Annotated in this window: 22 protein-coding genes; 15 read left to right on the forward strand and 7 right to left on the reverse strand. The window is 64.6% G+C overall.

Features of this window, described 5'->3' with window-relative positions; genetic code table 11:
• Nucleotides 1-64: 64 nt before the first annotated feature.
• Nucleotides 65-859, reverse strand: coding sequence for an IclR family transcriptional regulator (locus AC3ANW_RS05090; RefSeq protein WP_488344120.1), 795 nt, complete (start codon nt 857-859; stop codon nt 65-67).
• Nucleotides 860-990: 131 nt separating this feature from the next.
• Here AC3ANW_RS05090 and AC3ANW_RS05095 point away from each other — a divergent pair, with 131 nt between their 5' ends.
• The 4 genes from AC3ANW_RS05095 to AC3ANW_RS05110 are packed head-to-tail and all read left to right on the forward strand — an operon-like array spanning nt 991 to nt 4338.
• On the forward strand, nt 991-2010 hold the full coding sequence (locus AC3ANW_RS05095) for a TRAP transporter substrate-binding protein (RefSeq protein WP_488344121.1): 1020 nt from the start codon (nt 991-993) through the stop codon (nt 2008-2010).
• Between the two features lie 29 nt (nt 2011-2039).
• Nucleotides 2040-2492, forward strand: coding sequence for a type II 3-dehydroquinate dehydratase (locus AC3ANW_RS05100; RefSeq protein ID WP_488344122.1), 453 nt, complete (start codon nt 2040-2042; stop codon nt 2490-2492).
• Between the two features lie 5 nt (nt 2493-2497).
• Complete coding sequence (locus tag AC3ANW_RS05105) at nt 2498-3061, forward strand: TRAP transporter small permease (RefSeq protein WP_488344123.1); 564 nt, start codon at nt 2498-2500, stop codon at nt 3059-3061.
• On the forward strand, nt 3058-4338 hold the full coding sequence (locus tag AC3ANW_RS05110) for a TRAP transporter large permease (protein WP_488344124.1): 1281 nt from the start codon (nt 3058-3060) through the stop codon (nt 4336-4338). Before AC3ANW_RS05105 ends, AC3ANW_RS05110 begins: the two co-directional genes overlap by 4 nt.
• Nucleotides 4339-4357: 19 nt before the next feature.
• Here AC3ANW_RS05110 and AC3ANW_RS05115 read toward each other — a convergent pair whose 3' ends face one another.
• The 3 genes from AC3ANW_RS05115 to AC3ANW_RS05125 form a co-directional block, all read right to left on the reverse strand.
• Entirely contained in the window at nt 4358-5599 is a 1242-nt protein-coding gene (locus tag AC3ANW_RS05115; RefSeq protein WP_488344125.1) for an NAD(P)/FAD-dependent oxidoreductase, read from the reverse strand.
• A 97-nt stretch (nt 5600-5696) separates the two neighbouring features.
• Nucleotides 5697-6665, reverse strand: a complete 969-nt coding sequence (locus AC3ANW_RS05120) for a LysR family transcriptional regulator (protein ID WP_488344126.1) — start codon at nt 6663-6665, stop codon at nt 5697-5699.
• 78 nt (nt 6666-6743) lie between these two features.
• Entirely contained in the window at nt 6744-7460 is a 717-nt protein-coding gene (locus AC3ANW_RS05125) for an alpha/beta hydrolase family protein (RefSeq protein WP_488344127.1), read from the reverse strand.
• 86 nt (nt 7461-7546) lie between these two features.
• Between AC3ANW_RS05125 and AC3ANW_RS05130 the strand changes: the two genes are divergently transcribed.
• The 4 genes from AC3ANW_RS05130 (at nt 7547) to AC3ANW_RS05145 (ending at nt 10933) form a co-directional block, all read left to right on the forward strand.
• Nucleotides 7547-8098 (forward strand): P-loop NTPase family protein, encoded by a 552-nt coding sequence (locus AC3ANW_RS05130; protein WP_488344128.1) that lies wholly within the window; start codon nt 7547-7549, stop codon nt 8096-8098.
• 400 nt (nt 8099-8498) lie between these two features.
• Nucleotides 8499-9080, forward strand: coding sequence for a hypothetical protein (locus AC3ANW_RS05135; RefSeq protein ID WP_488344129.1), 582 nt, complete (start codon nt 8499-8501; stop codon nt 9078-9080).
• A 391-nt stretch (nt 9081-9471) separates the two neighbouring features.
• Nucleotides 9472-9747: a hypothetical protein gene (locus tag AC3ANW_RS05140; RefSeq protein WP_488344130.1), complete on the forward strand. Its 276-nt coding sequence runs from the start codon at nt 9472-9474 to the stop codon at nt 9745-9747.
• 595 nt (nt 9748-10342) lie between these two features.
• Nucleotides 10343-10933 (forward strand): hypothetical protein, encoded by a 591-nt coding sequence (locus AC3ANW_RS05145; protein WP_488344131.1) that lies wholly within the window; start codon nt 10343-10345, stop codon nt 10931-10933.
• A gap of 420 nt (nt 10934-11353) precedes the next feature.
• On the opposite strand, the gene AC3ANW_RS05150 is transcribed toward AC3ANW_RS05145, so the two are convergent.
• Nucleotides 11354-11902, reverse strand: coding sequence for a hypothetical protein (locus tag AC3ANW_RS05150; RefSeq protein WP_488344132.1), 549 nt, complete (start codon nt 11900-11902; stop codon nt 11354-11356).
• Between AC3ANW_RS05150 and AC3ANW_RS05155 the strand changes: the two genes are divergently transcribed.
• The 5 genes from AC3ANW_RS05155 (at nt 11876) to AC3ANW_RS05175 (ending at nt 23636) form a co-directional block, all read left to right on the forward strand.
• On the forward strand, nt 11876-18043 hold the full coding sequence (locus AC3ANW_RS05155; RefSeq protein WP_488344133.1) for a cadherin-like domain-containing protein: 6168 nt from the start codon (nt 11876-11878) through the stop codon (nt 18041-18043). The two genes, AC3ANW_RS05150 and AC3ANW_RS05155, sit on opposite strands and share 27 nt — an antisense overlap.
• Nucleotides 18040-20247: a peptidase domain-containing ABC transporter gene (locus AC3ANW_RS05160; RefSeq protein WP_488344134.1), complete on the forward strand. Its 2208-nt coding sequence runs from the start codon at nt 18040-18042 to the stop codon at nt 20245-20247. The genes AC3ANW_RS05155 and AC3ANW_RS05160 overlap by 4 nt, the downstream gene beginning before the upstream one ends.
• Nucleotides 20248-20309: 62 nt before the next feature.
• Complete coding sequence (locus AC3ANW_RS05165; protein WP_488344135.1) at nt 20310-21614, forward strand: HlyD family type I secretion periplasmic adaptor subunit; 1305 nt, start codon at nt 20310-20312, stop codon at nt 21612-21614.
• Nucleotides 21604-22941 (forward strand): TolC family outer membrane protein, encoded by a 1338-nt coding sequence (locus tag AC3ANW_RS05170; RefSeq protein ID WP_488344136.1) that lies wholly within the window; start codon nt 21604-21606, stop codon nt 22939-22941. The genes AC3ANW_RS05165 and AC3ANW_RS05170 overlap by 11 nt, the downstream gene beginning before the upstream one ends.
• A 257-nt stretch (nt 22942-23198) precedes the next feature.
• Nucleotides 23199-23636 (forward strand): hypothetical protein, encoded by a 438-nt coding sequence (locus tag AC3ANW_RS05175; RefSeq protein WP_488344137.1) that lies wholly within the window; start codon nt 23199-23201, stop codon nt 23634-23636.
• Between the two features lie 34 nt (nt 23637-23670).
• Here the strand turns inward: AC3ANW_RS05175 and AC3ANW_RS05180 are convergent, their stop codons facing one another.
• A complete protein-coding gene (locus AC3ANW_RS05180; RefSeq protein WP_488344138.1) occupies nt 23671-24003 on the reverse strand; it encodes a DMT family transporter in 333 nt (110 codons plus the stop codon).
• Nucleotides 24000-24674 (reverse strand): maleylacetoacetate isomerase, encoded by a 675-nt coding sequence (gene maiA / locus AC3ANW_RS05185; protein WP_488344139.1) that lies wholly within the window; start codon nt 24672-24674, stop codon nt 24000-24002. Before maiA ends, AC3ANW_RS05180 begins: the two co-directional genes overlap by 4 nt.
• Before the next feature lie 101 nt (nt 24675-24775).
• Between maiA and AC3ANW_RS05190 the strand changes: the two genes are divergently transcribed.
• A complete protein-coding gene (locus tag AC3ANW_RS05190) occupies nt 24776-25288 on the forward strand; it encodes a sigma-70 family RNA polymerase sigma factor (RefSeq protein WP_488344140.1) in 513 nt (170 codons plus the stop codon).
• Nucleotides 25285-26307 carry a FecR domain-containing protein gene (locus AC3ANW_RS05195; RefSeq protein WP_488344141.1) on the forward strand — a complete coding sequence of 341 codons (1023 nt, stop codon included), beginning with the start codon at nt 25285-25287 and terminating at the stop codon, nt 26305-26307. Before AC3ANW_RS05190 ends, AC3ANW_RS05195 begins: the two co-directional genes overlap by 4 nt.
• The last annotated feature ends 1 nt before the right edge of the window (nt 26308 follow it).

Here is a 26308-nt window from a genome sequence, read left to right on the forward strand (position 1 = left end):
CCAGCTCTCGCGCTGGATGCAGTCGCTTACAAGCGCTTGCAATCCAGGTACGCCGGAGGCCGGTTCAAGCGGCGCGCCGGGCCTTGCCGAACAGCGGCGAACCCGCGCTGGCCAGCGCCAGTTCGTCTGCCACCTTCACCAGTTCCGGACCGAGTTCGGCCATGCGTTGTTCGGTCAGTCGCAGCAGCGGGCCGGCCAGGGTGATGACACCGCAGGCCGGCTCGCCTGGCCGCTGCACCGGCGCGGCCATGGCCGACATGCCGGGCGCGAACACATCGACGATGACACTGAATCCGCGCTGGCGGCCGTCGGCCAGGTATTTCTTCACGGCCCGAAGCGAGGTGGGCGCCCTGGGTCCGAAGTCCTCGGGCCGGCCCAGTCCCTGGCGTTCGACGATGTCCAGCGCCTGAGCTTCGGGCAGCGTCATCAGCCAGGCGTGGCCGGCCGCGCTGCACGACAGTCGCACGTCCAGGCCCATGTCGGGGTCGTAGCGCAGGCCGCCGCGCGCGCCCTGGGCCTTGGCCACGAAAGTGAGGCGTTCGCCGTCGACGATGGCCAGCCGCGCCAGTTCGCCCGACAGCTGCGCGGCACGGTCGATCAGCGGCTGGGCGATGTCCACGATGCCGGCGTTGGACAGGTGCGAAAGCCCGATGGCGGCGAGTTTGGTAGTGAGCGCGTATTCGCCGTAGTCGCGCTGCTGCTTGACGTAACCGCAGCGCACCAGTTCGGTCAGCAGGCGGTGGCTGGCGCTGGCCGGCAATGCCAGTGCGGTGGCGACGGTCGCCAGCGACTGGCCCTCGGGAAACCGCGACAGGTATTCGAGGATGGCGAGCGAACGCTCGAGGGTGGAGGTACTCATGGGGGAAGGGCTCGTTGCCTGCAAGTGTCTCTTCGGATGGATTCCAGTTTAACGCGGGTAAACCACGAAAAATGGAATGTGGAATTACTTTCCAGTTTTGACTACAGTCGCTCATCCCATCTGGAGACAACATGAAAAAAACTTTGCGCATCGCTCTTCGTCCGCTGCTGGCCGCCCTGTGCCTGGGCGCCTGCGCCAGTGCCACGCTGGCCCAGGACATCCATGAACGCACCATCCGTTTCGGGCACCTGAACAACGCCGACCATCCGGTGAGTTTCGGCGTGAAGCGTTTCGGCGAACTGGTCGCGGCCAAGAGCGGCGGCAAGATGAAGGTGCTCGAATTCCCGGCCTCGCAGCTGGGCAACGAGATGCAGCAGCAGTCGGCGCTGCAGGGCGGCGTGCAGGAGATGTCGGCGCCGGCCACCACCTCGCTGGCCGGCATCGTGAAGGAATTCGGCCTGGTCGACTTTCCGTTCGCCGTGAGCAATTTCGCGCAGGCCGACGCCTTGCTGGACGGCCCCTTCGGCCAGGCGCTGCTGGCCAGGTTGCCCGAAAAAGGCCTGGTCGCACTGGGCTACTGGGACCTCGGTTTCCGCAACGTCACCAACAGCAAGCGGCCCATTACCAAACCGGAAGACTTCGACGGCCTGAAGATCCGCGTGATCCCCAATCCGGTGTTCCTGGAGACCTTCAAGGCCTTCAAGTCGAACCCGGTGCCGATGCCCTTCGCCGAGCTGTACGGTGCGCTCGAATCCAGGGCGGTGGACGGCCAGGAGAACCCCTTCGCGGTGATCCTGTCGAACAAGTTCTTCGAGGTGCAGAAATACGTCAGCGCCACCAACCACGTGTATGCCGCCAACATCGTGCTGGTCGGCAAGAAGTTCTGGGACAAGCTGACGCCGACCGAGCAGAAGATCATGAACGACGCCGCCAACGAGGCGCGCGGCTACCAGCGCCAGGTGAGCCGCGCCGCTGCGCAAAAAGCGGTGGGCGACCTGCAGGCCAAGGGCATGCAATACAACGAAGTTTCCCCCGCCGAGCAGGCCCGCATGCGTGACATCTCCAGGCCGGTGACCGACAGGTTCGCCGCCACCTACGACCCCGCCATCGTCAAGCTGTACACCAGCGAACTGGCCCGGATCCGCAAGTGAACGAATCCTTCAAACCCGAGCCTCACGCCATGAAAATCCTCGTCCTGCACGGCCCCAACCTCAACCTGTTCGGCCGCCGCGAACCGCATATCTACGGCACCACCACGCTGCCGCAGATCAACGACATGCTGCTGGCGCTGGCCGCCGAACTGGGGGTCGAGCTCGACATCATCCAGTCCAACCACGAAGGCGCGCTGCTGGACTTCCTGCATGCCAACATCGACATCGCGCAGGGCGCGCTGGTCAACCCTGCGGGCCTGACCCAGCACGGCGTGCCGCTGCACGACGCCATCAAGGCCATGCCTTTCCCGGTGCTGGAAGTGCACATGTCCAACCTGGCCCACCGCGAGACCTGGCGCCACCATTCCATCATCTCGCCGGCGGTCAAGGGCACGGTGATGGGCCTGGGCGTGCAGTCCTACCTGTGTGCGCTGCGGGGCGTGGTGGCGCTGGTCAACGATGCCCGGGCCAAGGCGGCCTGAACGACATGGAACGCTGGCTGGACCGTTTCTGCCGAGTCATCGAGAACACCATCGCGCTGTGCCTGGCGGTGATGGTGGTGCTGGTCTTCGGCAACGTGGTGCTGCGTTACGGCTTCAACTCGGGCATCACCTTGTCCGAAGAAGTGTCGCGCTGGCTCTTCATCTGGATGACCTTCCTGGGTGCCGTCGTCGCCTTGCGTGAACACGGCCACCTGGGGGTCGACATGGTGGTGCAGAAGCTGCCGCCGCTGGGCAAGAAGGCCTGCCTGGTGGCGGGCCACCTGCTGATGCTGTTCATCGTCTGGCTGCTGTTCACCGGCAGCCTGGCGCAGGCTCGCATCAACTGGGACGTGAGCGCGCCGGTGACCGGCGCACCCATGGCCATCGTGTATTTCTCCGGCATCTTCTTTTCGGTGTGTGCCGCCGGCCTGCTGGCGCTCGACCTGTTCAAGGTGCTCACCGGCCGGCTTGCCGATGACCAGTTGGTGCTGGTGCAGGAGTCGGAAGAAGCAGTGCAGCTGCAGCAGATCCTGGGCGAGCCGCAGGCCGCCGGCAAGGGCAAGACATGACCATCCTGATCTTCGTGGGTTCGCTGCTGGCCGCCATGGCCATCGGCATCCCGATCGCCTTCGCGCTGCTGGCCAGCGGCGTGGCGCTGATGTGGCACCTCGACCTGTTCGATTCGCAGATATTGGCGCAGAACCTCATCGGCGGTGCCGACAGCTTTCCGCTGCTGGCCGTGCCGTTTTTCATGCTGGCCGGCGAGATCATGAACGTCGGCGGCCTGTCGCGCCGTATCGTCGACCTGGCGCTGGCGCTGGTCGGCCACGTCAAGGGCGGGCTGGGTTACGTGACCATCATGGCGGGCTGCCTGCTGTCGGCGCTGTCGGGTTCTGCGGTGGCCGATGCCGCGGCGCTGACGGCGCTGCTGCTGCCGATGATGGTCAGCGCCGGCCACGACAAGGCACGGGCCGGCGGGCTGATCGCGGCGGTGGGTGTCATCGGCCCGGTAATCCCGCCCAGCATCGGGCTGGTGATCTTCGGCGTGGCGGCCAACGTGTCGATCAGCAAGCTTTTCCTGGCGGCCATCGTGCCGGGTCTGCTGATCGGCGGTGCGTTGTGGTTCACCTGGGCCTGGCTGGTGCGGCGCGAGAAGATCGCGCCGCCGCCGCGCAAGTCATGGAAGGAAATCGGCACCGCCGCACGCCATGCCTTCTGGGCGCTGCTGCTGCCGCTGATCATCCTGGTGGGCCTGCGCATGGGTGTCTTCACGCCTACCGAGGCGGCAGTGGTGGCGGCGGCCTATGCTTTGTTCGTGGCCACGGTCATCTACCGCGAACTCAAGCTGAGCCAGCTGCGCGACGTGTTCGTCGGCGCCGCCAAGACCAGTGCCATCGTGATGTTCCTCATCGCCGCGGCCATGGTCAGCGCCTGGCTCATCACCGTGGCCGACCTGCCGGGCAAGGTGGTGTCGCTGCTGCAGCCCTTCATGGGCAGCCCGATCCTGCTGATGGTGGCCATCATGGTGCTGGTGATGGTGGTGGGCACGGCGATGGACATGACGCCGACCATCCTCATCCTGACGCCGGTGCTGATGCCGGTGGTCAAGGCGGCGGGCATCGACCCGGTGTATTTCGGCGTGCTGTTCATCATCAACAACTCCATCGGACTGGTGACCCCGCCGGTGGGCACGGTGCTGAACGTGGTGGCCGGCGTCGGCAAGATGAAGATGGACGATGTCACCCGGGGTGTCGTGCCCTTCATGGTGGCCGAGTTCGCAGTGATGTTCCTGATGGTGATCTTTCCGCAGACGGTGACCTGGCCTGCGAAATTCCTGCACGGCTGAGCGCGCAGGGAGGGTGATCCTAGAACCTGGCGGGCGAGAAGGGCGCGGCGTCGATATACGGCGCCTGTCCCTCCATCAGGTCGGCCAGCAGCCGGCCGCCCGCCGGGCCGAGGGTGAAACCCTGGTGGCCGTGGCCGAAGTTGAACCACAGGCCCTTGTGGCGCGGCGCGGCACCGATCACCGGTTTCATGTCGGCGGTGCAGGGCCGGCTGCCCATCCAGGGTGACGGCTCGACCGCCTGTCCCAGGTCGAGTGTGTCACGGGCCGTACGTTCGCAGGCGGCCAGTTGCACCGGGGTGCGGCGGGCGTCGATGCCGGCGATCTCGGCGCCGGTGGTGATGCGCAGGCCTCGCTCCATCGGTGCCAGCACATAACCCCGTTCGGCGTCCAGCAGCGGCAGGTCGACGCGGGCGCCGCCGCGGTAATGCTGGTGGTATCCGCGCTTGACGAACAGCGGCAGGCGGTAGCCCATCGAACGGGTGAAACCGCCGGCCCAGGGGCCGAGCGACACCACCGCCTGCGCGGCGGTGACGGTGCCGGCATCGGTGTTCATCTGCCAGCCCGCACCGGCGGCCTTCAGGCTGCGGGCATCGCCCCGCAACAGGCGTCCGCCACGTTGCTCGAACAGCCGGGCATAACGTTCGACCAAAGCGCCGGGGTCGCGTACCGACCAGGGCTGGAGCCAGTGCAGGGCGCCGGCCATCGGGACACGCAGGGCGGGTTCCGCTGCGGCGATGCCGCGGGTGTCGAGGGCGGTGTAGATAACCCCGTGACGCTGTGCCACGGCTTCGGCGTGGACGCGTGCTGCATGCAGCACGGCCTCGCTGCGGTAGATGAACCGGAAACCTTCGCGCCGCACCAGGTCGTCCGCGCCGGCCAGCGCCATCAGGCGGGCGTGTTCGCTGGTCGAATGGGCGACGAGCCGCGCGTATTCCTGGGCGATGCGGCGATAGTTTCCAGGCTCCGATGCGCGCCAGTAGCGCAGCAATGCAGGGGCGGCCGACAGCAGGCCGGACCATTGGTAGTGCACGTCCGGGCCCCAGCCGAAAGCGGCCGAAGCCAGCGAACGCCAGTCACGCGGGAATGCATAGGGCTCGACCGCCTCGCGCTGGATGATGCCGGCGTTGCCGTAGGACGTCTCGCGGCCGGGCGTGCCCCGGTCGACCAGGGTGACGGCGTGCCCGCGCAAGGTGAGTTCCAGCGCGGCGCAGGTGCCGGCCATCCCGGCACCCAGCACCAGGATGTCTTGTGCAACGGACATTCTGAAATGGAAAAGTGACCATTATCGAAAGCCGTCGCAGCGCGTGGATGACAATAAAACGAAGGATCCGTTGCGCCTGGCGCAAGGCTTGCAAGGGTCAGCCGGGGTCCTTTTCGAGCGCCAGCCGCAGGTGCTCCAGAAAAGCCCGCGAAGCCTGCGACAGGGTGCGGCCGGCCATGGTCTGCACCTCGAAATACCGCTCGTTCATTTCCCGGTCGCGCAGCGGGATCGCCACCAGGTCGCCGGCGCGCAGGCGTGAGCGCAAGGCCGCCTCGCCGCACAGGGTGACACCGCCGCCGGCCGCCACGAAGGCGATCATCGATTCCATGGTGCGCGCCAGGAAGGCCGGTTCGGCCACCAGCGCCTGCCGCGCGCAGCTGATGTCGAACAGCTGGCGCAGGATGGAGTCCGGCCCCGGCAGGGCCAGCGGCCAGTCCAGCAACTGCGCCAGCGACAGCTGCCGATGGCCGGCCAGCGCATGGCCGCGCCCGACGATGGCCAGCACCGGCGCGGGCTGGCGGATCTCCACCTTGATACCGCGCTCGGGGGACGTGGTGAGGGTGACGCCGATGTCCATCTCGCCTTCGCGCACCATGCGCGGAATCTCGGCCTGGGGCCGCACTTCCAGCTCGAAACGGATGTCCTGGTATTGCTGGCGGAAGGCCACCATCTGGGTCGGCAGGAGGTCGGCCGCGAAACCCTCGGTACTGACCACCCGCACCAGGCCGCTGCGCAGGCCGCGCAGGGCCTGGATGTCTTCGGCCACCCTCTCGATGTCCTGCAGCGCACGCTGGGCATGCACCGCGAGCAGTTCGCCGGCCTCGGTGGCGACCATGCCGCGGGCCCGGCGTTCGAACAGCGGTGTGTTGAGGTCTTCTTCCAGACGGGTGATCTGCCGGCTGACCGCCGACGGCGCCACGTTCAGCCGCTCGGCCGCGCTGGTCACCGAGCCGGTGCGCACCACCTCCAGGAAAAAACGCACCGCCTGCTCCTGCAGCACCCGCGCGGCATGCTGTTTGGCGACGGTGGGGTACTGGCTGCGTTTGCTGGTGGTGTCGGGCGGCATGGCGGGCTGGTTGCTGAGGTGTGGATTGCCATTCTGGCAAATGAACATCGCAAGCCTTGCGCCAGGCGTGGGTCTCGGTCAGGGAGACGGATGGAGGGTGGCGATCATCCGGTCGATGGCATGTTGCCGGGCGGCCGCCTGGGCTTCGTCGCCGAGCCAGCCGTGCAGCCGGTGCGGTGCGCCGGGCAGGCGGATGACTTCCACGCTGCGGGCCTTATGGGCGCGTTCGGCATATTGCTGCTGCACCGCTGCCGGGATGACCGCGTCTTCTTCGCCGAACACCACCAGCAGCCGGCCTTCGAAGGTTTCCAGGGTGTCGAAAGCGGGCGAGGCATCGAAGTCCTTCGTGCCGCGCAGCACCTGCTGGAAGGCCGGGCCGAAGGGCACGGTTTCAGCCTCGGCCGAATAGGCGGCGGGGCAGAAAAGCACCAGCGCGGGCGGCTGGAAATGTTCGATCAGCCGGCAGGCGATGTGGCCGCCCATGCTGGTACCGATGAGTGCCAGCGGAGGCTTCAGTGCGAGGTGGTCGGCGACTGCGCGGGCCTGGGCGACGCGGTGGCCCAGCCCCGAGCCTTCCACCGAACCGCTGCTGCCGCCGTGGCCGGAGAAGTCGAAGGTCATGCCCGGGAATCCGGCTTCGGCCAACGGCTGCATCAGGTAATGCACACCGGTGTGGCGGGCCGTGCCGCCGCCGTGCAGGGACATGACGACGGGCGGATGGGCGGCGTCGGCACCTATCGTGGCGCCGTTCAGCAGCAGGTCTTCGAAGGGGAGGGTGAAGGATTGGAGGGTCATGGAGCGGGGATAATTTTCAGCGCATGAACGTTACCAGCACCCCTCGCCTTACGGCTGTCCCCGCGGCTCGGCCCGTGCCTCGCCCCATGCTCCGACGTATCTACGTTTTCGGAGCCTCCGGCAGCGGCACGACCACTCTCGGCGCGGCGCTGGGCCAGGCCCTGCAGCTGACCCACCTGGAGCTGGACGACTTCTACTGGCAGGACACCCCGCTGGCCTACACGGTGAAGAACCCGCCGCGGGTGCGGGTGGAGCTGATCCGCCAGCGGTTGCAGGGCGTGGACGAATGGGTGCTGAGCGGCGGTTCGCTGCATGCCTGGGGCCAGGTCTTCGTGCCGGAACTGACGCTGGCGGTCTTCCTGCAACTGCCGTCCGAAGACCGGATGGCCCGGCTGCACGAACGTGAACGGCAGCGTTACGGCGACACCCTGCGCACCGATGCCGCGCTGCGTGAGCGGCACGATGCTTTTCTGCTGTGGGCGGAGGGTTACGAGACCGTGGGCAAGGGTGATCGTTCGCGGCTGCGGCACGAGGCGTGGATGGCGGAGATGGCTGGGTTGGGCCTGCCGCTGCTGAAGCTGGACAGCCGTGCGCCGGTGGATGAGCTGGTTGCGGCGGTGCGGCAGCAGTTGGCTTAGCTGACGCCGAACTGGTGGCCTGACGTAGGCCATCCACAGGGCGGATCTGTCCGAGCCGAAGCCTTGCTCGATGAGCTTTCTCCACAGTGATCTGTTTGCCAGCGCATTGGCTGGCGTCGTTGAGCATGGCCTTGGCAGCCTCCCGCCATCGGAATTCGAGAGTAAGGCTGGTATTTGCTTCGCCGGAAACGCGCCAATGGGGGAGGTATTTCAGCAGCCTGCCAGGACATCTGTTAATGAGATGTTGACTGCACGTATTGATATGGAAAGTTTGCGGTTCCACCAGTGCTAAAGGCGTAAGATAATTAAGTGATTGTCTGCTAACTTCTAGGCAATTGCAATATGGATTCCGGCTGACGCGTGGCTTCCGGTCTTTATCTCAATCTCATTCAGGCGTTCGATGAACAGAATTTTTTATATGGTTTCTGGCTTCATGGTTTGCCTCATGATGACCGGCTGCTCGAATTACGCCATTCCGCGTTACACGAGTTCTGCAGATAATCTTGCCGTGTTGCGAAAGACCGAGAGTCCGGCGGTTGCGCTAGGTGCCTTCAAAACCTCGGATCCGGATATCAAGGATAACGTCATGTGTCGTGCGGCCGGACCGGTCAAAACGCCCGATGGCGAAACGTTTGCCGATTACATTCGCAAGGCCCTTACTGCCGAGTTGACAGTCGCGGAAAAATACGACGAACGGTCTCAGGTGGTCATCACAGGCACTCTGACGACTATTCATTTCAATTCCCAGATCGGCGAATGGAATCTGGGTCTGGCATTGAAATCATCGAATGGTCAGCAATTGACTGCGGATGAAAAATACAGTTATGGATTCAGTTGGCTGGCAGACACCGCCTGCACCCAAACCGCGCAAGCCGCCATGGGCGCCATACAAGACCTGATTCATAAAGCTGTCAGAGATCCGGCTTTCGCATCCTTGATGAGGCCATTGCCGAATCCAGTGGTATATGACCGTCTTCACTGAAGTGATCAAGTAGGGGTTTATCTCCGGTCATCGACCAAGTGGTTAAAAAATAAAGTTCATGAACATGAGAATTTCGATAAAGCCGTTTATCAGGTGTTTAGGACAGTTGGCAGCGACGGTCGGCATCGCCATCTTATTAGCGGGATGTGAGGGAAGAATGACAAACGAGCACTTGTATGAAGCTCCCGCGCGCCCATTTAAAAATATCGCGTTTTTTATGTTCAGGACATGAATATTTTCGGCAGCTTTTCCGCACGCGTCAGCGGCCTTAGGCGAATCTCGTCGCTGTCTTGGGATATGCAAAGAGATAAAAAGAATGCAGAGGTTCCCGTTTTGTTACGGGCGGCAGCGACGGCTACTGACAATTACCTGTTTTCAGAGTTGCAAAAACGTGAGCATCCAGGTTTCTATGAGTCAAACCCCGGAAAATGAAGCTGTTCTCCAAATAAAGCCGAGCCATTTTCATGTTGGGTATTACGCGCTGAGTGGGTTCTGCACCACACAAATTTACTTTGAAGTACGTTTGACCGATGTTATGGCGTTCAGATCTGTCTGGTACGCAAAGTTCTATGCAGAAAATCTTTTAGGGTCGCCGCCCGATGAGGCTACTGCAAGGAATTTTCTGCAGGAAGTTCTGGCTCGCATGACAGCGATTGGTGCGATATGAAAAACTGGGATTTTAAAGTTCGATGTCGTCGTGCGAGGCGTGAAGCATTCGATGAACCGATTAATTTGCGTGGAATTTATCCTGCGTGCGTTGAGTCACCTTCCGTAAATTCGTGCGCAAAGCCAGAACGCCCTGAGCACTTAGGCAAGGCTTGGTTGCGCGTTAACACGAATTTAAAAGTTCATTGAAATGAGCAAGTCGTTTAGTGGAATGGGTCGACGATTTTTTTGTTTTTTCGTGCCGCCAACGAATACCGCAGCGATTTTTCCGCTGCCGGATATCGCTGCGCGGCATGGTCGAGGGCCTGCCGATACACCTGGCCGGCAGCGGCAGTCCAATGGCGCGCCGGATTTGTCTACCTCGAATGGATTGACGCGCAAATCATCCGCAGACCCGATACTACGACGGACCGGCAAAGCGCGACGATGGCTCGGGCGGGACGCTTGCGGGCGGGCGGTGCGCACTCCGGCAGATTGGCGATGCGGCGCGAAATAGGCCAGTGGCCCACCAAATTTTCGCGAGCGGTAGCTGGGAGGCGACGAACGGTATTTGCGACCTGCTTTTCCCTCGGATGCTCGTGGGTCGGTTGCATGACTTGAGCGCCTTCCGGGCTCTTGAGGCGGATACCGCCGAAAACTGCCTCGACGATGGACCGGGTGTCAAAACGAATTTAATCATGACTAAATACTGCGTTGCGGCTGCCCGCAGATTTCTGATCGTCGGCTTTATCTTTGTGCTAAGTGCGTGTGCCATACCGCCACCAAAGCCATGGCATGCTTTTTCTTTCGATGGCTGGTTTGATAAATGGGCTGACCAAGCGGAGTTGCTTGAATTTAGCTACGGGGATAGTTATCCCATGGTAAGAGGTGTAGTTCGGCCGGGTTTTAGGACTATTGGATATCGTTGGAATGTGAATGGTCCAATGCCTGTTGGGGCGTTTCTATATATCAAATGGCGGGAAAAATCGACTGGTGAGGTGATGGAAGATCGTGTCGATCTTCGTGATCGCTTGCCTTCCAGTATGGCGGGTTACCGTGTGACTTTTGTCATAGATAAACGCCAGCTTTATGTTTATTTGGTTACTCCAACACCTAAACATGAAACGGATTCGCCGCTTTTAAGGACAACAGAGTCACGCTATTACGTGACCTACGAAATCTACCCGAACAATACTTACAAGAAATAAAGAGGAGCTATCATGGGAACTTCGAGAGTTGGAACACTTAATAGTCAGCAGTTGGCGGAACTCAAGGCCGCTAGTACAGAGCTTTCAATGTCAAGTAGTGATGGTATTAAAGCCGGATTTAAGTTTCTGGCTGGATTTGATGGGACTTATAACGATAGTTCAAATCTGCCTGCCGGGGAGTATCAAACTAATATTGCGAATTTAATACTCCAAGCTCAATCTGAAAATAATCCAAGTCTTGGATATGGTTATTATCCGGGAGTCGGTACCGGTGGGAAAAATGGAGGGGTTTATGCTGCGGCGGTCTCGCCGACAGTGGCCATTCACTATGCTGCTGAAACTGCATTGGTTGATTTTTCTAGGCAGGCGCGTAATTATTTGATTGCCAACCCCGGTGCGACCTATAAAGACCTATCGGCATCAGTCATCGGTTTTAGCCGCGGCTGCGCAACCGGTGTCGTATTCGCTCAGCTTCTGAATGAACGCGGCCTCGTGACATCGGACGGTACCGTAATCGCCCCGCCGGGCGCAGTGAAGATACACGGAATGGCCTTGCTCGAGCCGGTACACACCTTTGTTACCGGTGAAATGAGTATCTCCAGTAACGTAGTTGGTAATATTTTGGTTGTTCGTGCAGCCAACGAATACCGCACCGATTTCCACGCTGCCGGATACGACGAAGATCCTCGTGTCACGACTATCACCGCGCCCGGCAATCACGCGGGTATTGGCGGCGGTTACGATTTGCACGGCACCAGTGCGGCTGTGCTGGAGGGGGTGACCGCTTATCTTCAGAACAGCGGTACGCCGATTGCTCCAGTCCCGGACGAACTCAAATTCCACCCAGCCGAGCCGGTGGCGCTTTATACCGAGGCTTTTCAAACCGCCCGCAATGGCGATGTAGTGGTCGGTGAGAATGGCTTGCCACTGATGTCCTGGCGGATGGATGACACCAACGGCCCGCGTCATATCGTGCCGGTTCATTCTCCAGGTGCCGTTGATCCGGCCAATACTCCGTCTGCCGGTTATTGCTACGTCACCCCCCAAGGTGAAATCTACGAACTCACCGCTGACGGCAAGTTGCGCCGAGAAATCCCGGGCACTGAGAAACTCATCGAACTGCGCGACGAAACCGGCGCGGCTTTGATCTACGACAGTCAAGGCAAGCTACTCACCAAACTCGACGCCGATGAACGATTGACCACCGATGTCGAAGGCATGCCTCGGATCGTGCAAATGGATGGCAGTTCGCAGTCCTTAAGCGACTTCCAGGAAACCCCGCTGGACGCCTTCGGCAATCCACCCGCCTTGCCGCATTTGCCGGGAACCCAATTGGCCGATAACGGCGGCGCGATGACGGACGGTGGCAAGCAGCAAGCAGGCTTGCAGGAAGAACCCAACCAACAGCCGCTTCCAAATTTCAACGATTACCTCGCAGGCAACTCCCTCACTCCGGCACAAGAGGCCGGCCTGGCCGCAGCACTCGACCGCCAGCACCTCGGCGGCACGTCCGACATCGCTTTCATCCGCCTGCCCGACGGCAGCACCATGCTTCAAAACGCAGACGGCGACATCGTCGGCCAGCTCAACCTGCAGCCTGACGGCGTCCTGCGCTGGTCTGGCGTCGGCAGCGAGCGCACCTACATCCTGCCGAGCGGCGATGTGCAGGACCCGAAAACCTTCGACCAGGCCGCCGCCGCCGCATCGGACGCCCACAACGCCTCGCAAACCGCCGCCGCCGTCGGCCTGCTCAATGCTGTCGTAGGCCTGCAGCACTGGGACTCGATGACCGATGTGCAGCGGGCTGCGTCCGTCGTGGCCATCTACAACATCGTCGACAGGCTCAACGGAGGTGAGTTGCCGGGAGAACTCGGTAGCGCCGCTGCGGCATGGGGCCTGTTCAACGCGCTGGAGCGTGGCGATATCGGCGGCGCGGCGTACAGCGGGCTGAGCCTGGTAGAAACCGCCACCTCCACCGCCCAGACCGCAGGCCTGGTCAGCCAGACATTCGGCGGCAGCTTTCTGCCGGCCCTGGGCATGGTGCTGGCGATCCAGTCCGGTGACCCGGTCGCCATGGCCTCGAGCGGCCTGGCGCTGATGAGCAGCATGAGCATGATCGGCCCCTGGGGGGCAGTGGCCGGCGCGGCGCTGACCTTGGCGAACATGCTGTTCAGCAACACCGACATCCCCAACCGCGAAGGCCTGGCCCACGCGCAGTGGGATGCCGACGGGCATCTGCAGATCGTCACCGATCTGAACACCGAAGGCGGCGGTGCATCTGCCGCGAGCTGGATGCGCGGCATGGCCGAAGGCCTGCAGACACGCCTGGCCGGCAGCGGCAGCAGCCTGGTGCCGGGTCTGTTGCCCGCCATCGGCTACAGCCTGGACCCGGACGGCCCGGCGGCAGCCCATGGCGCGCCCGGGTTCGTCTACCTCAAATGGGTCGATGCGCAAGGCCAGACCCAGACCCGGTACTACGACGGCCAGGGCAATCGCAACGACGGCTCGGGCGAGACATTGGCGGGTGACTTCATGCGCCATGCCGCAGATGCCATCGCGCCCGATTGGGCCGTGGCCACCGCGCTGGCCCACTGGCAGCAGGACCCGTCGCAGGCTACGCAGCGGCCCCAACTGCCGCACGCCGCCATGCCCGACATCGACACCGACGGCCTGCACCAGACCCTGCACGCACTGGTCCTCGGGGGTCTGGCGGAGGCCCGTGCGGCTCAGCTCGACACCGACGGCGACGGTTTCCTCGAACGCAGCCAGTGGCTGGGCAAACAGCAGTGCGCCTTGGCGCTGGATGCCAACGGAGACGGCGTGATCGACGCCGGTGAACTGGTCGATACCCGTGGCGGCAGCCGCACCGACCTGGACTGGCTGGACGCCAACCGCGACGGCATCCTGGACAGCCGCGACCCGGCCTTCGCCGCCTTGCGGCTGTGGGTGGATGCGGATGCCGACGGCCGCAGCAAGGCGGATGGCGCGAACGGCACCGAGACCCGCACCCTGGCGCAGGCCGGCATCGTGGCCATCGACTTCCGCACCGATCCTCCGACCGCCCTGCATGCCGACGGCAGCCGCGAGGTCTTCGGTGTCCAGAGCTATGTGGGCGATGTGCTGGGCAACCGTTACGACCCCGTGGAAGGCGGTGTGCTGCAGCGCATGGAACAGACCGACGGCAGCGTGTTGTCGCAGCTGCTGGCGGTCAATACCCATGCCTTCGACGGTCAGGCCGAACACATGCACCAGGGCCAGAACGTGGAGGGAGGGGAGTCCGTCGTCGGGGCGGGGGACTCGCGTCTTGTGAGTACCGGCGCCAACACCACGGCCAGCACCAACCGCCGGACCACGGCCACGCTGGTGTCGGGTGATGTCCGTATCGAGGCTGGTCTGGCCGGCACGGCGCGCACCGGGCAGGTGGTCGGTTCACAGCCTTCGAATGGTCCGACGCCGGTGGTTCGCAACAGCGGCGAACGCGGCATCGCGGTGATGTTCGCGGATGCCGCCACGGGCACGGCTGCGACGATGCGCCAAGCCACCGCAGCCATGGTGCGCAGCGCAGAAAGCGGCACGCTGGCGGGTAGTTCGGGTGCGGGTCTGCTGGGGGTAGTGGCGGCCGGCATGGCGGCCTGGCCGGCGTTGGCGGATGCCGAGCCGACCGGGCCGCTAGCCGGCGTCGATGCCGCCGTCATTGCCATGTCCGCCGAGGCAGCACCGCACGGCCTGCCGATGCGTGGCACGCCGCCGTCATTCGATGGACAAGCGACAGGCCTGTCGTTTGCATCGATACCGGAAGCCGGAGATCGCTCACCGTTTCGAATCGGCACGGGTTTTGGTAGCGATGTATTTGCATCGTCATCGAGTGGTTCCGTCATGGAAACCGGCGCAAATGCAGGCGAACGGCCCGTTCGGCCAAACCCGGGTTCCCAGCCCTTTACCACCCAGCGGCCTGCATCGCAAACCTCCGGCGACGTTTCCCCGGACCATCACGCCGAAATTGCATCGCCCACCACGGCAGCTTCCGCAGCGACTGTTCAATTCGTCCGTCCGACGGTCGTCGGCGAAGAGTCCACCAGCACGGAGGACACGGCTCTGCGATGGTCCGCCGCCTCGTTGCTGGCCAACGACCAGAGCCGCAACACGGTTGCGACCGACGCCAGCGGCCTGCACATCAGCGCCGTCTTCGCGCCCCGGCACGGCAGCGTGTCCCTGCAGGCCGACGCATCCGGCGCAATGCAGGTCCTGTTCGTGCCCGATGCCGACTACCACGGCGAAGCCGGTTTTTCGTACAGCGTGGCCGACGCCTTCGGCCTGCAATCGCGGGGCGAGATGGTCCTGCACATCACACCGGTCAACGACGCCCCCGTCACCCGCGACGAGACGGCATCCGCCGATGAAGACCAGGCGCTGTTCTTCCGCGCCGCCGACCTGCTGTCCAACGACCGCGATGTGGACGCTGGAGTGGACGGCGACACCCTGCGCATCAGCCGGGTCGGCGAGGCCACCCACGGCCAGGTGTTTTTGCAGCCCGACGGCGTGATCCGTTTTGTGCCGGATGTCGATTACCACGGCCCGGCATCCTTCACCTACTGGGTTGCCGACCGCGACGCTGCGGCGATGGCGCAAGGGCTGGGCCTGGAAACACCCGCCACCGCATACCTCACCATCCTGCCAGTCAACGACCTGCCGGTGGCGACCGGCGAGACCCTGGACTCCGACGAGGACGTGGTGCTGCGCATCGCCCCGGGCCTGCTGCTGGCCAACGACCGCGATGTGGATACCGCCACCGACGGCCAGCGCCTGTCCATCGTGGCGGTCGGCGATGCCCGCCACGGCGCCGTGTCGCTCGCAGCCGATGGTTCGATCGTCTTCGTGCCCGAGGCCGATTACTTCGGGCCGGCCAGCTTTCGATACACGGTCGATGACGGCGCGGGCGGCCGTGCCGAGGCGACGGCGGTGGTCAACCTGGCCCCGGTCAACGACGCACCCACCGTGCTGGGCGAAACCGTCGCCTTCGACGAAGACCAGGTGTTGACGATCACCCCGGCATCGCTGCTGGCCAACGACTCGGATGTGGACAACCTGGCGTCCGACCTGCGCATCGTCGCGGTGGAGCATGCCGAACACGGATCGGTGCGGCTGGAGGCCTCGGGCAATATCGTGTTCGTCCCCGATGCGGACTACTTTGGGCCCACCGCTTTCAGCTACACCGTTGCCGACGGCGTGGGCGGCCTCACCATCGGCCGTGTGGCGCTGGACATCGCCCCGGTCAACGATGCGCCCCGGCTTCTCGGCGAGCAGGTGGACCTCGACGAGGACGAAGTGGCGCGGTTCAGCCCGGCCGCGTTGCTGGCCAACGATGTGGATGTGGACAACCCGCATGGCGCGTTGACCGTCGTGTCGGTGGGCCGGGCCGAACACGGCTCGGTACTGCTGACGGGCGGCGAGGTGGTCTTCACGCCTGACAGGGACTACCACGGTGCGGCGCGTTTCAGCTACACCGTGTCCGACGGCGCGGGCGGCTCCAGCGATGCCTGGGTCGAGCTGGACCTGCGCTCGGTCAACGACGCACCGACGGTAAACGGCGAACAGCTCACCGCCAAGGCCGGCGTGGCCTACACCCTCAGCCAGGCCGCATTGCTGGCCAACGACAGCGACGCCGACGGCGATGCGCTGCGGATCGTGGCGGTGCGGGGTGCGCAACACGGCACGGTGGTGATGCTGGCCGACGGCAGCATCCGTTTTGCACCCGAGCCAGGGTCGGGTTCCGGCAGCAGTGGCTCGTTCGAATACGTGGTCGAGGATTCGGCCGGCGCACAAAGCATTGCCACCGCGCGCATCGATTTCTCGCGGGCCAACGTCGCGCCAGTGGCCACCGACGACAGCTTCGTCGGTTATGAAGACATTCCGCTGGTCATCAGTGCAGCGCAACTGCTGTCCAACGACAGCGATACCGACAACACCGCGGCACAACTGCGGCTGGGGGGGGTCGACAACGCCAGCCACGGCAGCGTCAGGCTGGACGCCGAGGGCAATGTGCGTTTCGTGGCCGATGCCGATTACAGCGGGGCCGCGTCTTTCCGCTACCGGGTCGTCGACGGTGACGGGGGTGAAAGCTACGCCACCGCCTACCTGCAACTGGCCGCCGTCAACGATGCCCCGGTGATCGAGGACATCTGGTTCGGTCGGCCCATCTACGGCTATGCCTATCAAAACGTGCAGCGCTACAACGAACTCGGCCAGATGGTGAGCGACGACACCGGCAGGCTGGTCACCGACTACCTGCCGGTGAAAGTGGAAGACGAATCCCAGGCGCGCAGCCTGCTGGCCCAGGGCGCGCTCTACGCCTCGGATGGCCCCTTGTATGGGCAAACCGCGCTCGACCACATCGACAGTTACCGCAACGGCCATCTGCGGCCGCTTGGGTTCGACAACGACGATGCGCTGGACGGCAGTCCAGTGCCACAGGCCTTCAACGACGCCTTCCGGCAAAACGGCGCCATCGTGGCCTACGACCCGGACGGCGATTCGGACCGGCTGAGTTTTGCCATCGCCACCACGCCCCAGCACGGTCATGCCTGGACCAATTGGTATGTGCCGACCGGCCCGGGCGAGGCGCTGGACTTCACCAGCCTGCCCGAGCGGGGCGTGGCGGAGAAAGGCGCCTGGCAGTACTCGACCGTGATCGGCGACCTCTACACCGGTGCCGACCCCTTCAGCGTGCGTGTCACCGATGCGGGCGGTGCCAGCACGCTGGTCGTGGTGGACACCTCGCACCTGGGGGCCATCCGCACGAACGAGTTCAGCCGGAATTCGCACTACGTGCCGCCGGGCCTGGAGATGGTGAAGGCCAAGGCAGAGACCGAGACCGAGGTCAGCGCCGAATTACCCGGGATCGTCGACGACCCGGCCTTGCTCCTGCAGGCCGATGCCATGCGCACGGCGCTGCTCTTCAACCAGTACCTGAACACCGCGGCGCCGGCTGAAATGCTCGGCTCATTCACTGCGTCCGACATCCATTTTGGGGATGCATCGGCGCTGGTGGTACAGGGCTTGATCGAGTCTGCCAAGCACGGTTCGGCAATTTATACCCACGAGACCGCATGACGAACTCCCACAAAAACACGGCGCCCGGCATGCAGGCCGTGGACAGCTTCGAGTCCGCCAACCCGTCGGGTGCGCCATGCAGCGACGACACCTGGAACCTTCTGGCCACGTTCGCGCAACTGCACGGGCGGCCGCTGGATATTTCGGTGCTGTCGCAAACCTTCGCGGTGGACGGAGAGCTTCCGGGTCTGGACCGGATGGCGGCAATTCTGGGCGACCTGGGTCTGGAGGTTCGCGCCCGTCGGGGGCGCTTGCGCAGCCTGCTTGCGACCCCTGGCGCGGTCATGACCGCAGACCGCAACGGACGCCTGCTTGTCGTCGCCGCCTTGCCGGACGGGCGGGTGCAGGTACAGCCCGTCGGGCAGGCCGCGCCTGACACTCTTTCGGCCGGCGCCTTCGCAAAGCTGTGGTCCGGCAGATGGCTGGCGGTGGAGCCCGCAGCGGCACGGTCGGCCGTCGGCGATGCCGGCCTGCCGTTCGGTTTCAGCTGGTTCTGGTTGTCCCTCCGCAAGCATCGCAGCCTGCTCGGCGAGGTGCTGCTGGCATCACTCTTCGTGCAGGTGTTCGCGCTGGTCACACCGCTGATTTTTCAGGTGGTGATCGACAAGGTGCTGACGCATCGCTCGATGACGACGCTGGATGTGATGGTCGTCGCCCTGCTGGGTATCGCTGTTTTCGAGGTGGTGCTGGGTGCGATGCGCCACTATCTTTTCAGCTACACCACCAACCGCATCGACCTTGAACTGGGGCAGCGGCTGTTCCGTCATCTGATGCGGCTGCCGCTGGCCTACTTCGAATCGCGCCGAGGCGGCGATACGGTTGCCAGGGTGCGCGAGCTGGAAAACGCCCGTGCCTTCATGACCGGCCAGGCGCTGACCAGCTGGCTCGACCTGTTGTTCGCCACCGTTTTCCTGGTGGTCATGTTCCAGTACAGCGCCTTGCTGACCGGGGTGGTGATCGCTGCGCTACCCATCTTCTTTGCTGCTTCGTGGCTTCTGACCCCCATGCTGCGCAGCAAACTCGAGGACCGTTTTGCCCTCGGTGCCGAGAACCAGACTTTCCTGGTGGAGACCGTGACCGCCATGGAAACCCTCAAGAGCCATGCGGTGGAGACCCGCTGGCAGCGTGAATGGGAAAAACGCTTGTCTGGCTATGTGCGGGCGGCATTCGAGGCCGGCCACCTGGGCCAGGCCACCAGCCAGTTCACGCTGCTGGCCAGCAAGGTGCTGACCGGGCTGCTGTTGTACGTCGGTGCCCGCCAGGTGATCGACGGAGAACTGTCGGTCGGCGGGCTCATTGCCTTCAACATGCTGGCGGGACGGGTCAACGCACCCATCCTCAAGCTGGCGTCGCTCTGGCAGGAGTTCACTGCGATGAAGGTCAGCGTGAAGCGGCTGGCGGACATCATGGATTCGGTCGCCGAACCGGCATTCCGTCCCGGCCGCAGCGTGCCGACGGCGATCGAGGGGCGCATCACCTTCGATCATGTGGTTTTCAGGTATGCGCCGGGCGCACGTGAGGTGCTGGCCGACCTTTGCGTGGACATCAAACCCGGTGAAGTCGTCGGCATTACCGGACTTTCCGGCGCCGGCAAGACCACCCTGATGCGCCTGGTGCAGCGGCTCTACACGCCGGAGCGCGGACGGGTGCTGATCGACGGCATGGACCTGAACCTGCTGGACACCGGCTGGCTGCGCCGGCAACTCGGTGTGGTGGGCCAGGACACGGTCCTGTTCAATCGCTCGGTGCGCGAAAACATCGCCTTGGGCCGACCCGATTTGTCGATGGCGGCAGTGATAAACGCCGCCCGGCTTGCGGGCGCTCACGAATTCATTGTCGAAATGCCGGATGGCTACGACTCGCTGGCGGGCGAGCGTGGCAGCAAGCTTTCTGGCGGGCAGCGTGCCCGTATCGCCATCGCCCGTGCCCTGGCGGGCGACCCCCGAATCCTGCTGCTGGATGAGGCCACCGCCTCGCTCGACTACGAAAGCGAGCGCCTGGTGCATGACAACCTGGCGTCGATCCGCCAGGGCCGGACGGTGTTGATCGTGGCGCACCGGTTGTCCACGTTGCGCATGGCCGACCGGGTGCTGGTGATGGGCGCCGGCCGCCTGATAGAGGCGGGCAGTCACGACGACCTGATGCGTCTGCAGGGTACCTACCGGTCCTTGTACGACGCACACCGTGTGCTGGAGGCCGCATGAGCGCGGATACCTTGCGACGAGAAGACGTCCACACGGCGTCCGATGGATTTTCCAGCGAATCCATGCATCTGCAAACCGGCCCGCCGGCCTTGCTGGCCCGGATGGTTTCCATCGGCCTGTGCCTGATGGCGACGGCAGCCATCGTCTTCGCCTGTTTCGCGCCGGTCGATATCGTGGTCAGCGCACAGGGCCGTGTCATCTCTTCCGGCAAAAGCAAGGTGATCCAGCCGCTGGAGGCCAGCGTGGTGAAAACCATCGCGGTCCACGACGGCCAGGCGGTGCATGCCGGCGACCTGCTGGTGGAACTCGACAGCACCGCGACCCATGCCGACCTGGAGCGTTTGCAGCGCGAATGGTGGGAGGCCCAGGCCGATGTGGGAAGGGCGCAGGCCCTGTTGGCCGGTACGCCGCTCTTGCCTGTCATGTCCACAGGCGATCTGCCACCCGGCGCGGGCGACATGCCGGCCGAAATACGCCGCAGCGAGCAGGCCTTGCTGGACAGCCGGTCCGCTGAACAACGCTCCAGGCTGGGTTCGGCGAATGCCGACATTGCCCGAAGGCAGGCCGACCAGGATGCAATCGGCGCGAGCATCGCCCAGGCCGAAATCAGCCTGCCAATGGTGCGCAAGAAGAACGACATGCGGGAAACCCTGGCACGCACCGGCCATATCGCCGAGACCGGTGTCATCGACAGCCGGCTGGAGTTGATCAGCGCCGAGAAAGAAATCGCGGTGCAACGCAAGCGCCTGGAAGAATCCCGTGCGGGGCACGACGCGGCCTTGCAGCAGCGTGGGCAGGCGCAGGCGGAATTCCGGGCGCGCGTGGGGGCCGAAATGGCCGAAGCCACACGTCGCAGGGAAACGGCCCGGCAGGAACTGGTCAAGGCCACCCGGCGCGACGGACTTCAGCGCCTGACCAGTCCCATCGACGGCACCGTGCAGCAACTGGCGGTGACCACCGTCGGCGGCATCGTCACGCCGGCGCAGGCCTTGCTGACCGTGGTGCCAGCCCATGTTCCGATGGAGGTCGAGGCGCAGGTCCTCAACCGCGACATCGGCCACGTGCATGTCGGGCAGCGTGCGGTGACCAAGGTCGAGACCTTCGATTTCACGCGCTACGGCTATATCGAGGGAACCGTCGCCTGGGTCGGCTCCGATGCGGTCGCCGACCAGAAGCTGGGTCCGGTGTATCCGGTGCGGATCCGGCTGGAGCGGCTGCAGACATCGTCGATGGTCGACGGTGTGCCCGGGGCTGTCAGCGCCGGCATGACCGTGACGGTAGACGTGCGGATCGGCGAGCGGCGAATGATCGAATATTTTCTCGCGCCCATGCTGCGTTATCAGCGGGAGGCACTGCGTGAACGTTGATCTTTTCAGGGGGTGTGCTGTTGCCGCATGCCTCTGCCTTGCCACGGCAGTCCAGGCCGAAGACCTGCTCGGCGCCTATCGGCTCGCCTTGCTGCAGGACCCGGTCCTGTTGTCGGCCCAACATGCCTACGATGCCGCGCAGGAACGCCTGCCGCAGGCGCGTGCGGGGCTCCTGCCTACCGTGGGCCTGACCGGGAACTCGGGAGGGCAGTCGGGCCGCAGTTCTTTCGAGCAGTCACCCTTCTTGGACCGCACCGTGCGTTCGCGCGCCTGGAGCCTGCAGCTGAGCCAGCCCCTCTGGCGGCCGGCCAATCGCATCGCCTACGAACAGGCGGAATTCCAGGAACAACTGGCCGGTGAACAGCTTCGCCAGGTGCGGCAGGAAACCATCCTTCGCCTGGCGCAAGCGTATTTCGATGCGTTGCTGGCGCAGGAGTCGCTGCGTGTTTCCGAGGGCCAGTTCCTGGCGGTGCAGACCCAGCTGGACCTTGCCAGCCGCAACCATGCGGTGGGGACGTCGACAGTGACCGATGTCCATGAAGCCCAGGCTCGGCGAGACCTGGCGCAGGCGCAGGTGGAGGCCGCGAAGAACGATGTCCAGACGCGCTTTGCCGAAGTCGAACGCAGCATCGGAAAGCTGCCCGCCGCCTTGGCGACGCTGGCATACGGAAGCGACCTGCCTCCGCCTGACGAGGACGCAGGCACCTGGGCTGAAAGAGCGCGGCTGCAGCATCCGGCGGTGCGGATCCAGGAGGCCGCACTGGCCGTCGCGGATGCAGAGGTCTCGCGCAGCCAGGCGGCACACGGACCTACGCTGGATCTGGTCGCGAGTTACGGGCGCAATTTCGCATCCGGCAGCATGGGCTCGCCAGCCGATGTTTCCAGCCGGGTCAATGCAGCGCAGGTGGGCGTGAATCTCAACATTCCCCTGTTTGCGGGCGGAGCGGTGTCGGCCCGGGTTCGTGAGGCGGTCGCCCTGCGCTTCAAGGCCGAAGACGACGTCGAGACCGCGCGCCGCCAGGCGGCTTCGCAGGCGCGCCAGGCCTGGAGCGGCGTCCGCCAGGGGCGCCTGCAGCTGTCCGCGCTGGCGTCGGCCGTGGTTTCCAGCCAGAGCGCGGTCGAGGACAACAAGATCGGCTATCGCATCGGCACCCGTATCAACATCGACGTGTTGAACGCCGAACAGCAGTTGTACGCGGCCCAGCGGGACCTGTTCAAGGCGCGGGTGGAAACCTTGATGCAGGCGCTGCGGCTCAAGGCTTCGGGCGGGCTGCTGGATGAAAACGATCTGGCGGCGGTCAATCGTTTGCTGGTCGTGCCGGGTTGATCATTCGCAGGCGATCGGGTTACCAGGCGCCCGTCTCCACCCGGATCGCCACTTCCCAATGCGCGGCGCATACGTCCGTTCGGTGACGCCTGATACTTGCTAATCCACCGCCGCCAGCAACTCCAGCTCGACCCACGCACCATCCGGCAGGCTGGGCACACTGATGGCGGCGGCTGTAGCCGTCGGGCTTCCGTTTCAGCTCGGCGGCGAGGCCCTTGACGCCCCGTGGCCGACAGCGGCGGTGTGGTGGCCAGCACATGGGGCAACGTTCCGATGAAACCGGCGTATTCGAAGTCCTTCAGCGGGTCGAAGGTCAGCTTCGGATACACGCTCACGCTGACCGCATGGGTGCCGGTGGTGGCGATGCCGGCGTGGCGATACTGGATGGCCAGGGCGTCGATCAGCGCGGCCAGGGCGCGCGGGTCTACTGCGGGGGCCAGCAGGGCGTCGAGCAGGGACACGGCGGCACTGTCGAGCCGGATCGCGCCGCCGGGGCTGTCGAGGAAACGGCGGCCCACCAGTTCCCGCGCCAGGTACGGCTCGCCGTGTTCCCGGCGCCGGGTGTCCGAAAGGGTGCGATGGGCTGTGCCAGCGAATTCGTAATGCGCCTGCCGGCTGTGGCGCAGCTAATAGCCGTTGGTGGCGACCAGCGCGAGTTTGGGCGAAAGCAAGGCGGTGGCGTTCATGTCGGTTGAGGCAAGCACGGAGGGTGCCAGGCTGCGGTGGCGCTCAGTGCGAAACGCTCTTCGAAAACAGGTTGATGACCACCACGCCCGCCACGATCAGCGCCATGCCGGCCAGCGCCGGCGCGTCCAGTTTCTGACGGTACACCGCCCACGACACCAGCGAGATCAGCACCACACCCACACCGGACCAGATGGCGTAGGCCACGCCGGTCGGCATGCTGCGCAGGGTGACCGACAGGCAATAGAACGAGCCGATGTAGCCGATGGCGGTGACAGCCGTCGGCAGCGGCCTGCTGAAGCCGTCGGATGCCTTCAGGAAGCTCGTGGCGATCACCTCCAGCACGATGGCCGCCGCCAGATAGAGGTAGGCCTTCAAGCAGGGGCTCCGGCCTGGCGGCGCGGGTCGGCCCGGGTGAAGGCCTCCAGTTTTTCGCAGTTGGCCATGATGCGGCGCACCGTGGGAATACCGTCGACCTCGATCTTGAACACCCGGGTGACCACCACGATGCTGGCCAGGCAGATGTCGGCCATGCCGGGGGTGTCGCCGTGGCAGAAGTCGCCGGTCTGGGGTTCGTCGGTCAGGCGTTTTTCGAGCGCCAGCAGGCCGGTCGTGAACCAGTGGATCTGCCAGGTGCGCCAGGCCGCATCGTCGAACTGGCCGGTGGCGACGAGGTATTTTTTGACACGCGGCGTGATCAGCGGATGGGTGTCCGCGCACAGCAGCTGGGCCAGCGAGCGCACGCGGGCGCGGGCATGGGCACCGGCCGGCAACAGCGGCGGGCTGGGGTAGGACTCGTCCAGGAACTCGAGGATGGCCAGCGACTGGGTGAGGGCCGCAGACGGAGCGCCTTCGGCATGGTCCATCAGCGCGGGAATGGCGCCCATCGGGTTGATGCGCAGGAAATCGGCGCCGCGCTGTTCGCCGGCCTCCAGGTCGATGTCGTGTTCCTGGGCGCTCACCCCCTTGAGGTTCAGCGCCACCCGCACACGGTAGGTGGCCGATGTACGCCAGAAGGAATAAAGCTCGAAACGGGGATGTTGATCCATGTGCGGTTTCCTTGAAAACGGGTGGGCAGGGCTTTCACGCCGGGAAAACCCTTCGATACAATGCAAACAATTCCGATTAACATTTGAAGGATACGGCCGCTGTGCTCGACGTTCCTGCCCCATCGCTGTCGAGCGACGTCCATCGTCTCTATCGTGACCATCATGGCTGGTTGCTGGGATGGTTGCGGGGCCGGCTCGGTTGTTCGCACCACGCGGCGGACCTGGCGCAGGACACCTTCGTGCGTATTCTCGGCCGGGGCGAACCGGCCGTCCAGCCGCGGGAACCCCGGGCCTACCTGTCGACCATCGCCCGCGGCCTGGTGATCGATTTCCACCGCCGGCATGCGCTTGAACAAGCCTGGCTCGCCGTGTTGGCGACCATGCCCGAGGCTCAGCATCCATCGCCCGAGCAACGCGCCCTGTTGCTCGAAGCCCTGACCGCCATCGACCGGATGCTCGACGGACTGCGTCCGGTGGTGCGGGAAGCCTTCCTGCTGTCGCAACTCGAGGGCCTCACCTACAAGGTGATCGCCGAACGCCTGGGCATCACGGTGCGTTCGGTCAACAACCACATGTCCACCGCCCTGGAACACTGCTGGCGCCTGGCGCCGTGAAACCCAGTCAACCCAATCCCGTGCCGGTCGACGCGCCCCTCGCGTCGGCCCTCATTTCAGCGGTGAGCAGCCACGACATCCGCAAGGCGGCCATCGCCTGGTACGTGCTGCTGTGTTCGGGCGAAGCCACGCCCGCCGACCGTGCCCACTGGCAGGCCTGGATGGACCGCCATCCGGACCACCCGGTCGCCTGGGCGCGAATCGAATCCATGCGTTCGGCCTTTCAGACGGTGCCGGGCGCGGTGGCCGCTCCGGTGTTGCGGCATGCGGGCCAGCGCCGGCGCGGGGTGCTGCGGGCTGCGGTGGGCGGCCTGGTCGGCGCCAGTGCGCTCGGCCTTTCGTGGCGTCATGTGGACGAGCGCGCGGACGAGAACACCGCGGTCGGCGAACGCCGGGTGCTGCAGCTGGCCGATGGTTCGCGGCTGGTGATGAACACCGCCACCTCGCTCGACCTGCGTTTCGATGCGGTGCAGCGGCTGGTCGTCCTGCGGGCCGGCGAGGTTTGGATCGAGACTGCCGGCCCGCTGCCAGGCCACTCAGCCGACACGCGCCCGTTCCGCGTGGTCACACCCGAGGGTTCGGTGCGCGCCCTGGGCACCCGGTTCACCGTGCGCAGCGAGAACGGCCGGTCTTCGGTGACGGTGCTGCGCGATGCGGTGGAAGTCCGCGCCGGTCCTGACGCGCAGCGCCGGCTGGCTTCGGGCTCCCGTGTGGTTTTCGAGGAAAGCCATATCGGCCGCACGACGGACGCCGACGAACATGCCGGCGCCTGGGAGCAGGGCAGCCTGGTGGTGGTCGATGCACGCCTGGGCGACCTCGTCGCCGAACTGGCGCGTTACCGGCCCGGCCACCTGGCATGCGATGCGTCGGTGGCCGGCCTGCGGGTGTCGGGTGCTTTCCCGGTGGCTGACACCGACAGGGCGCTGGCCGTGCTGGCGCGTTCCCTGCCGGTGCGTGTCGAGCGGCTGACCGGCTACTGGGTGACGGTCGTTGCCGCTGCTTCGCCGCCCCGCGCCTGAC

This window comes from Xylophilus sp. PBN-3R (assembly GCF_057747805.1).

Bases quoted from the DNA above. Each gene is read 5' to 3' on its own strand.
- maiA (WP_488344139.1), bottom strand. From the start codon at position 24,674: ATGGATCAACATCCCCGTTTCGAGCTTTATTCCTTCTGGCGTACATCG.
- AC3ANW_RS05100 (WP_488344122.1), top strand. From the start codon at position 2,040: ATGAAAATCCTCGTCCTGCACGGCCCCAACCTCAACCTGTTCGGCCGC.
- AC3ANW_RS05125 (WP_488344127.1), bottom strand. From the start codon at position 7,460: ATGACCCTCCAATCCTTCACCCTCCCCTTCGAAGACCTGCTGCTGAAC.
- AC3ANW_RS05090 (WP_488344120.1), bottom strand. From the start codon at position 859: ATGAGTACCTCCACCCTCGAGCGTTCGCTCGCCATCCTCGAATACCTG.
- AC3ANW_RS05165 (WP_488344135.1), top strand. From the start codon at position 20,310: ATGCATCTGCAAACCGGCCCGCCGGCCTTGCTGGCCCGGATGGTTTCC.
- AC3ANW_RS05120 (WP_488344126.1), bottom strand. From the start codon at position 6,665: ATGCCGCCCGACACCACCAGCAAACGCAGCCAGTACCCCACCGTCGCC.
- AC3ANW_RS05105 (WP_488344123.1), top strand. From the start codon at position 2,498: ATGGAACGCTGGCTGGACCGTTTCTGCCGAGTCATCGAGAACACCATC.
- AC3ANW_RS05110 (WP_488344124.1), top strand. From the start codon at position 3,058: ATGACCATCCTGATCTTCGTGGGTTCGCTGCTGGCCGCCATGGCCATC.
- AC3ANW_RS05135 (WP_488344129.1), top strand. From the start codon at position 8,499: ATGAACAGAATTTTTTATATGGTTTCTGGCTTCATGGTTTGCCTCATG.
- AC3ANW_RS05150 (WP_488344132.1), bottom strand. From the start codon at position 11,902: ATGACGCGGGCCGTTGGTGTCATCCATCCGCCAGGACATCAGTGGCAA.
- AC3ANW_RS05115 (WP_488344125.1), bottom strand. From the start codon at position 5,599: ATGTCCGTTGCACAAGACATCCTGGTGCTGGGTGCCGGGATGGCCGGC.
- AC3ANW_RS05175 (WP_488344137.1), top strand. From the start codon at position 23,199: ATGGGGCAACGTTCCGATGAAACCGGCGTATTCGAAGTCCTTCAGCGG.
- AC3ANW_RS05130 (WP_488344128.1), top strand. From the start codon at position 7,547: ATGCTCCGACGTATCTACGTTTTCGGAGCCTCCGGCAGCGGCACGACC.
- AC3ANW_RS05095 (WP_488344121.1), top strand. From the start codon at position 991: ATGAAAAAAACTTTGCGCATCGCTCTTCGTCCGCTGCTGGCCGCCCTG.
- AC3ANW_RS05155 (WP_488344133.1), top strand. From the start codon at position 11,876: ATGGATGACACCAACGGCCCGCGTCATATCGTGCCGGTTCATTCTCCA.
- AC3ANW_RS05160 (WP_488344134.1), top strand. From the start codon at position 18,040: ATGACGAACTCCCACAAAAACACGGCGCCCGGCATGCAGGCCGTGGAC.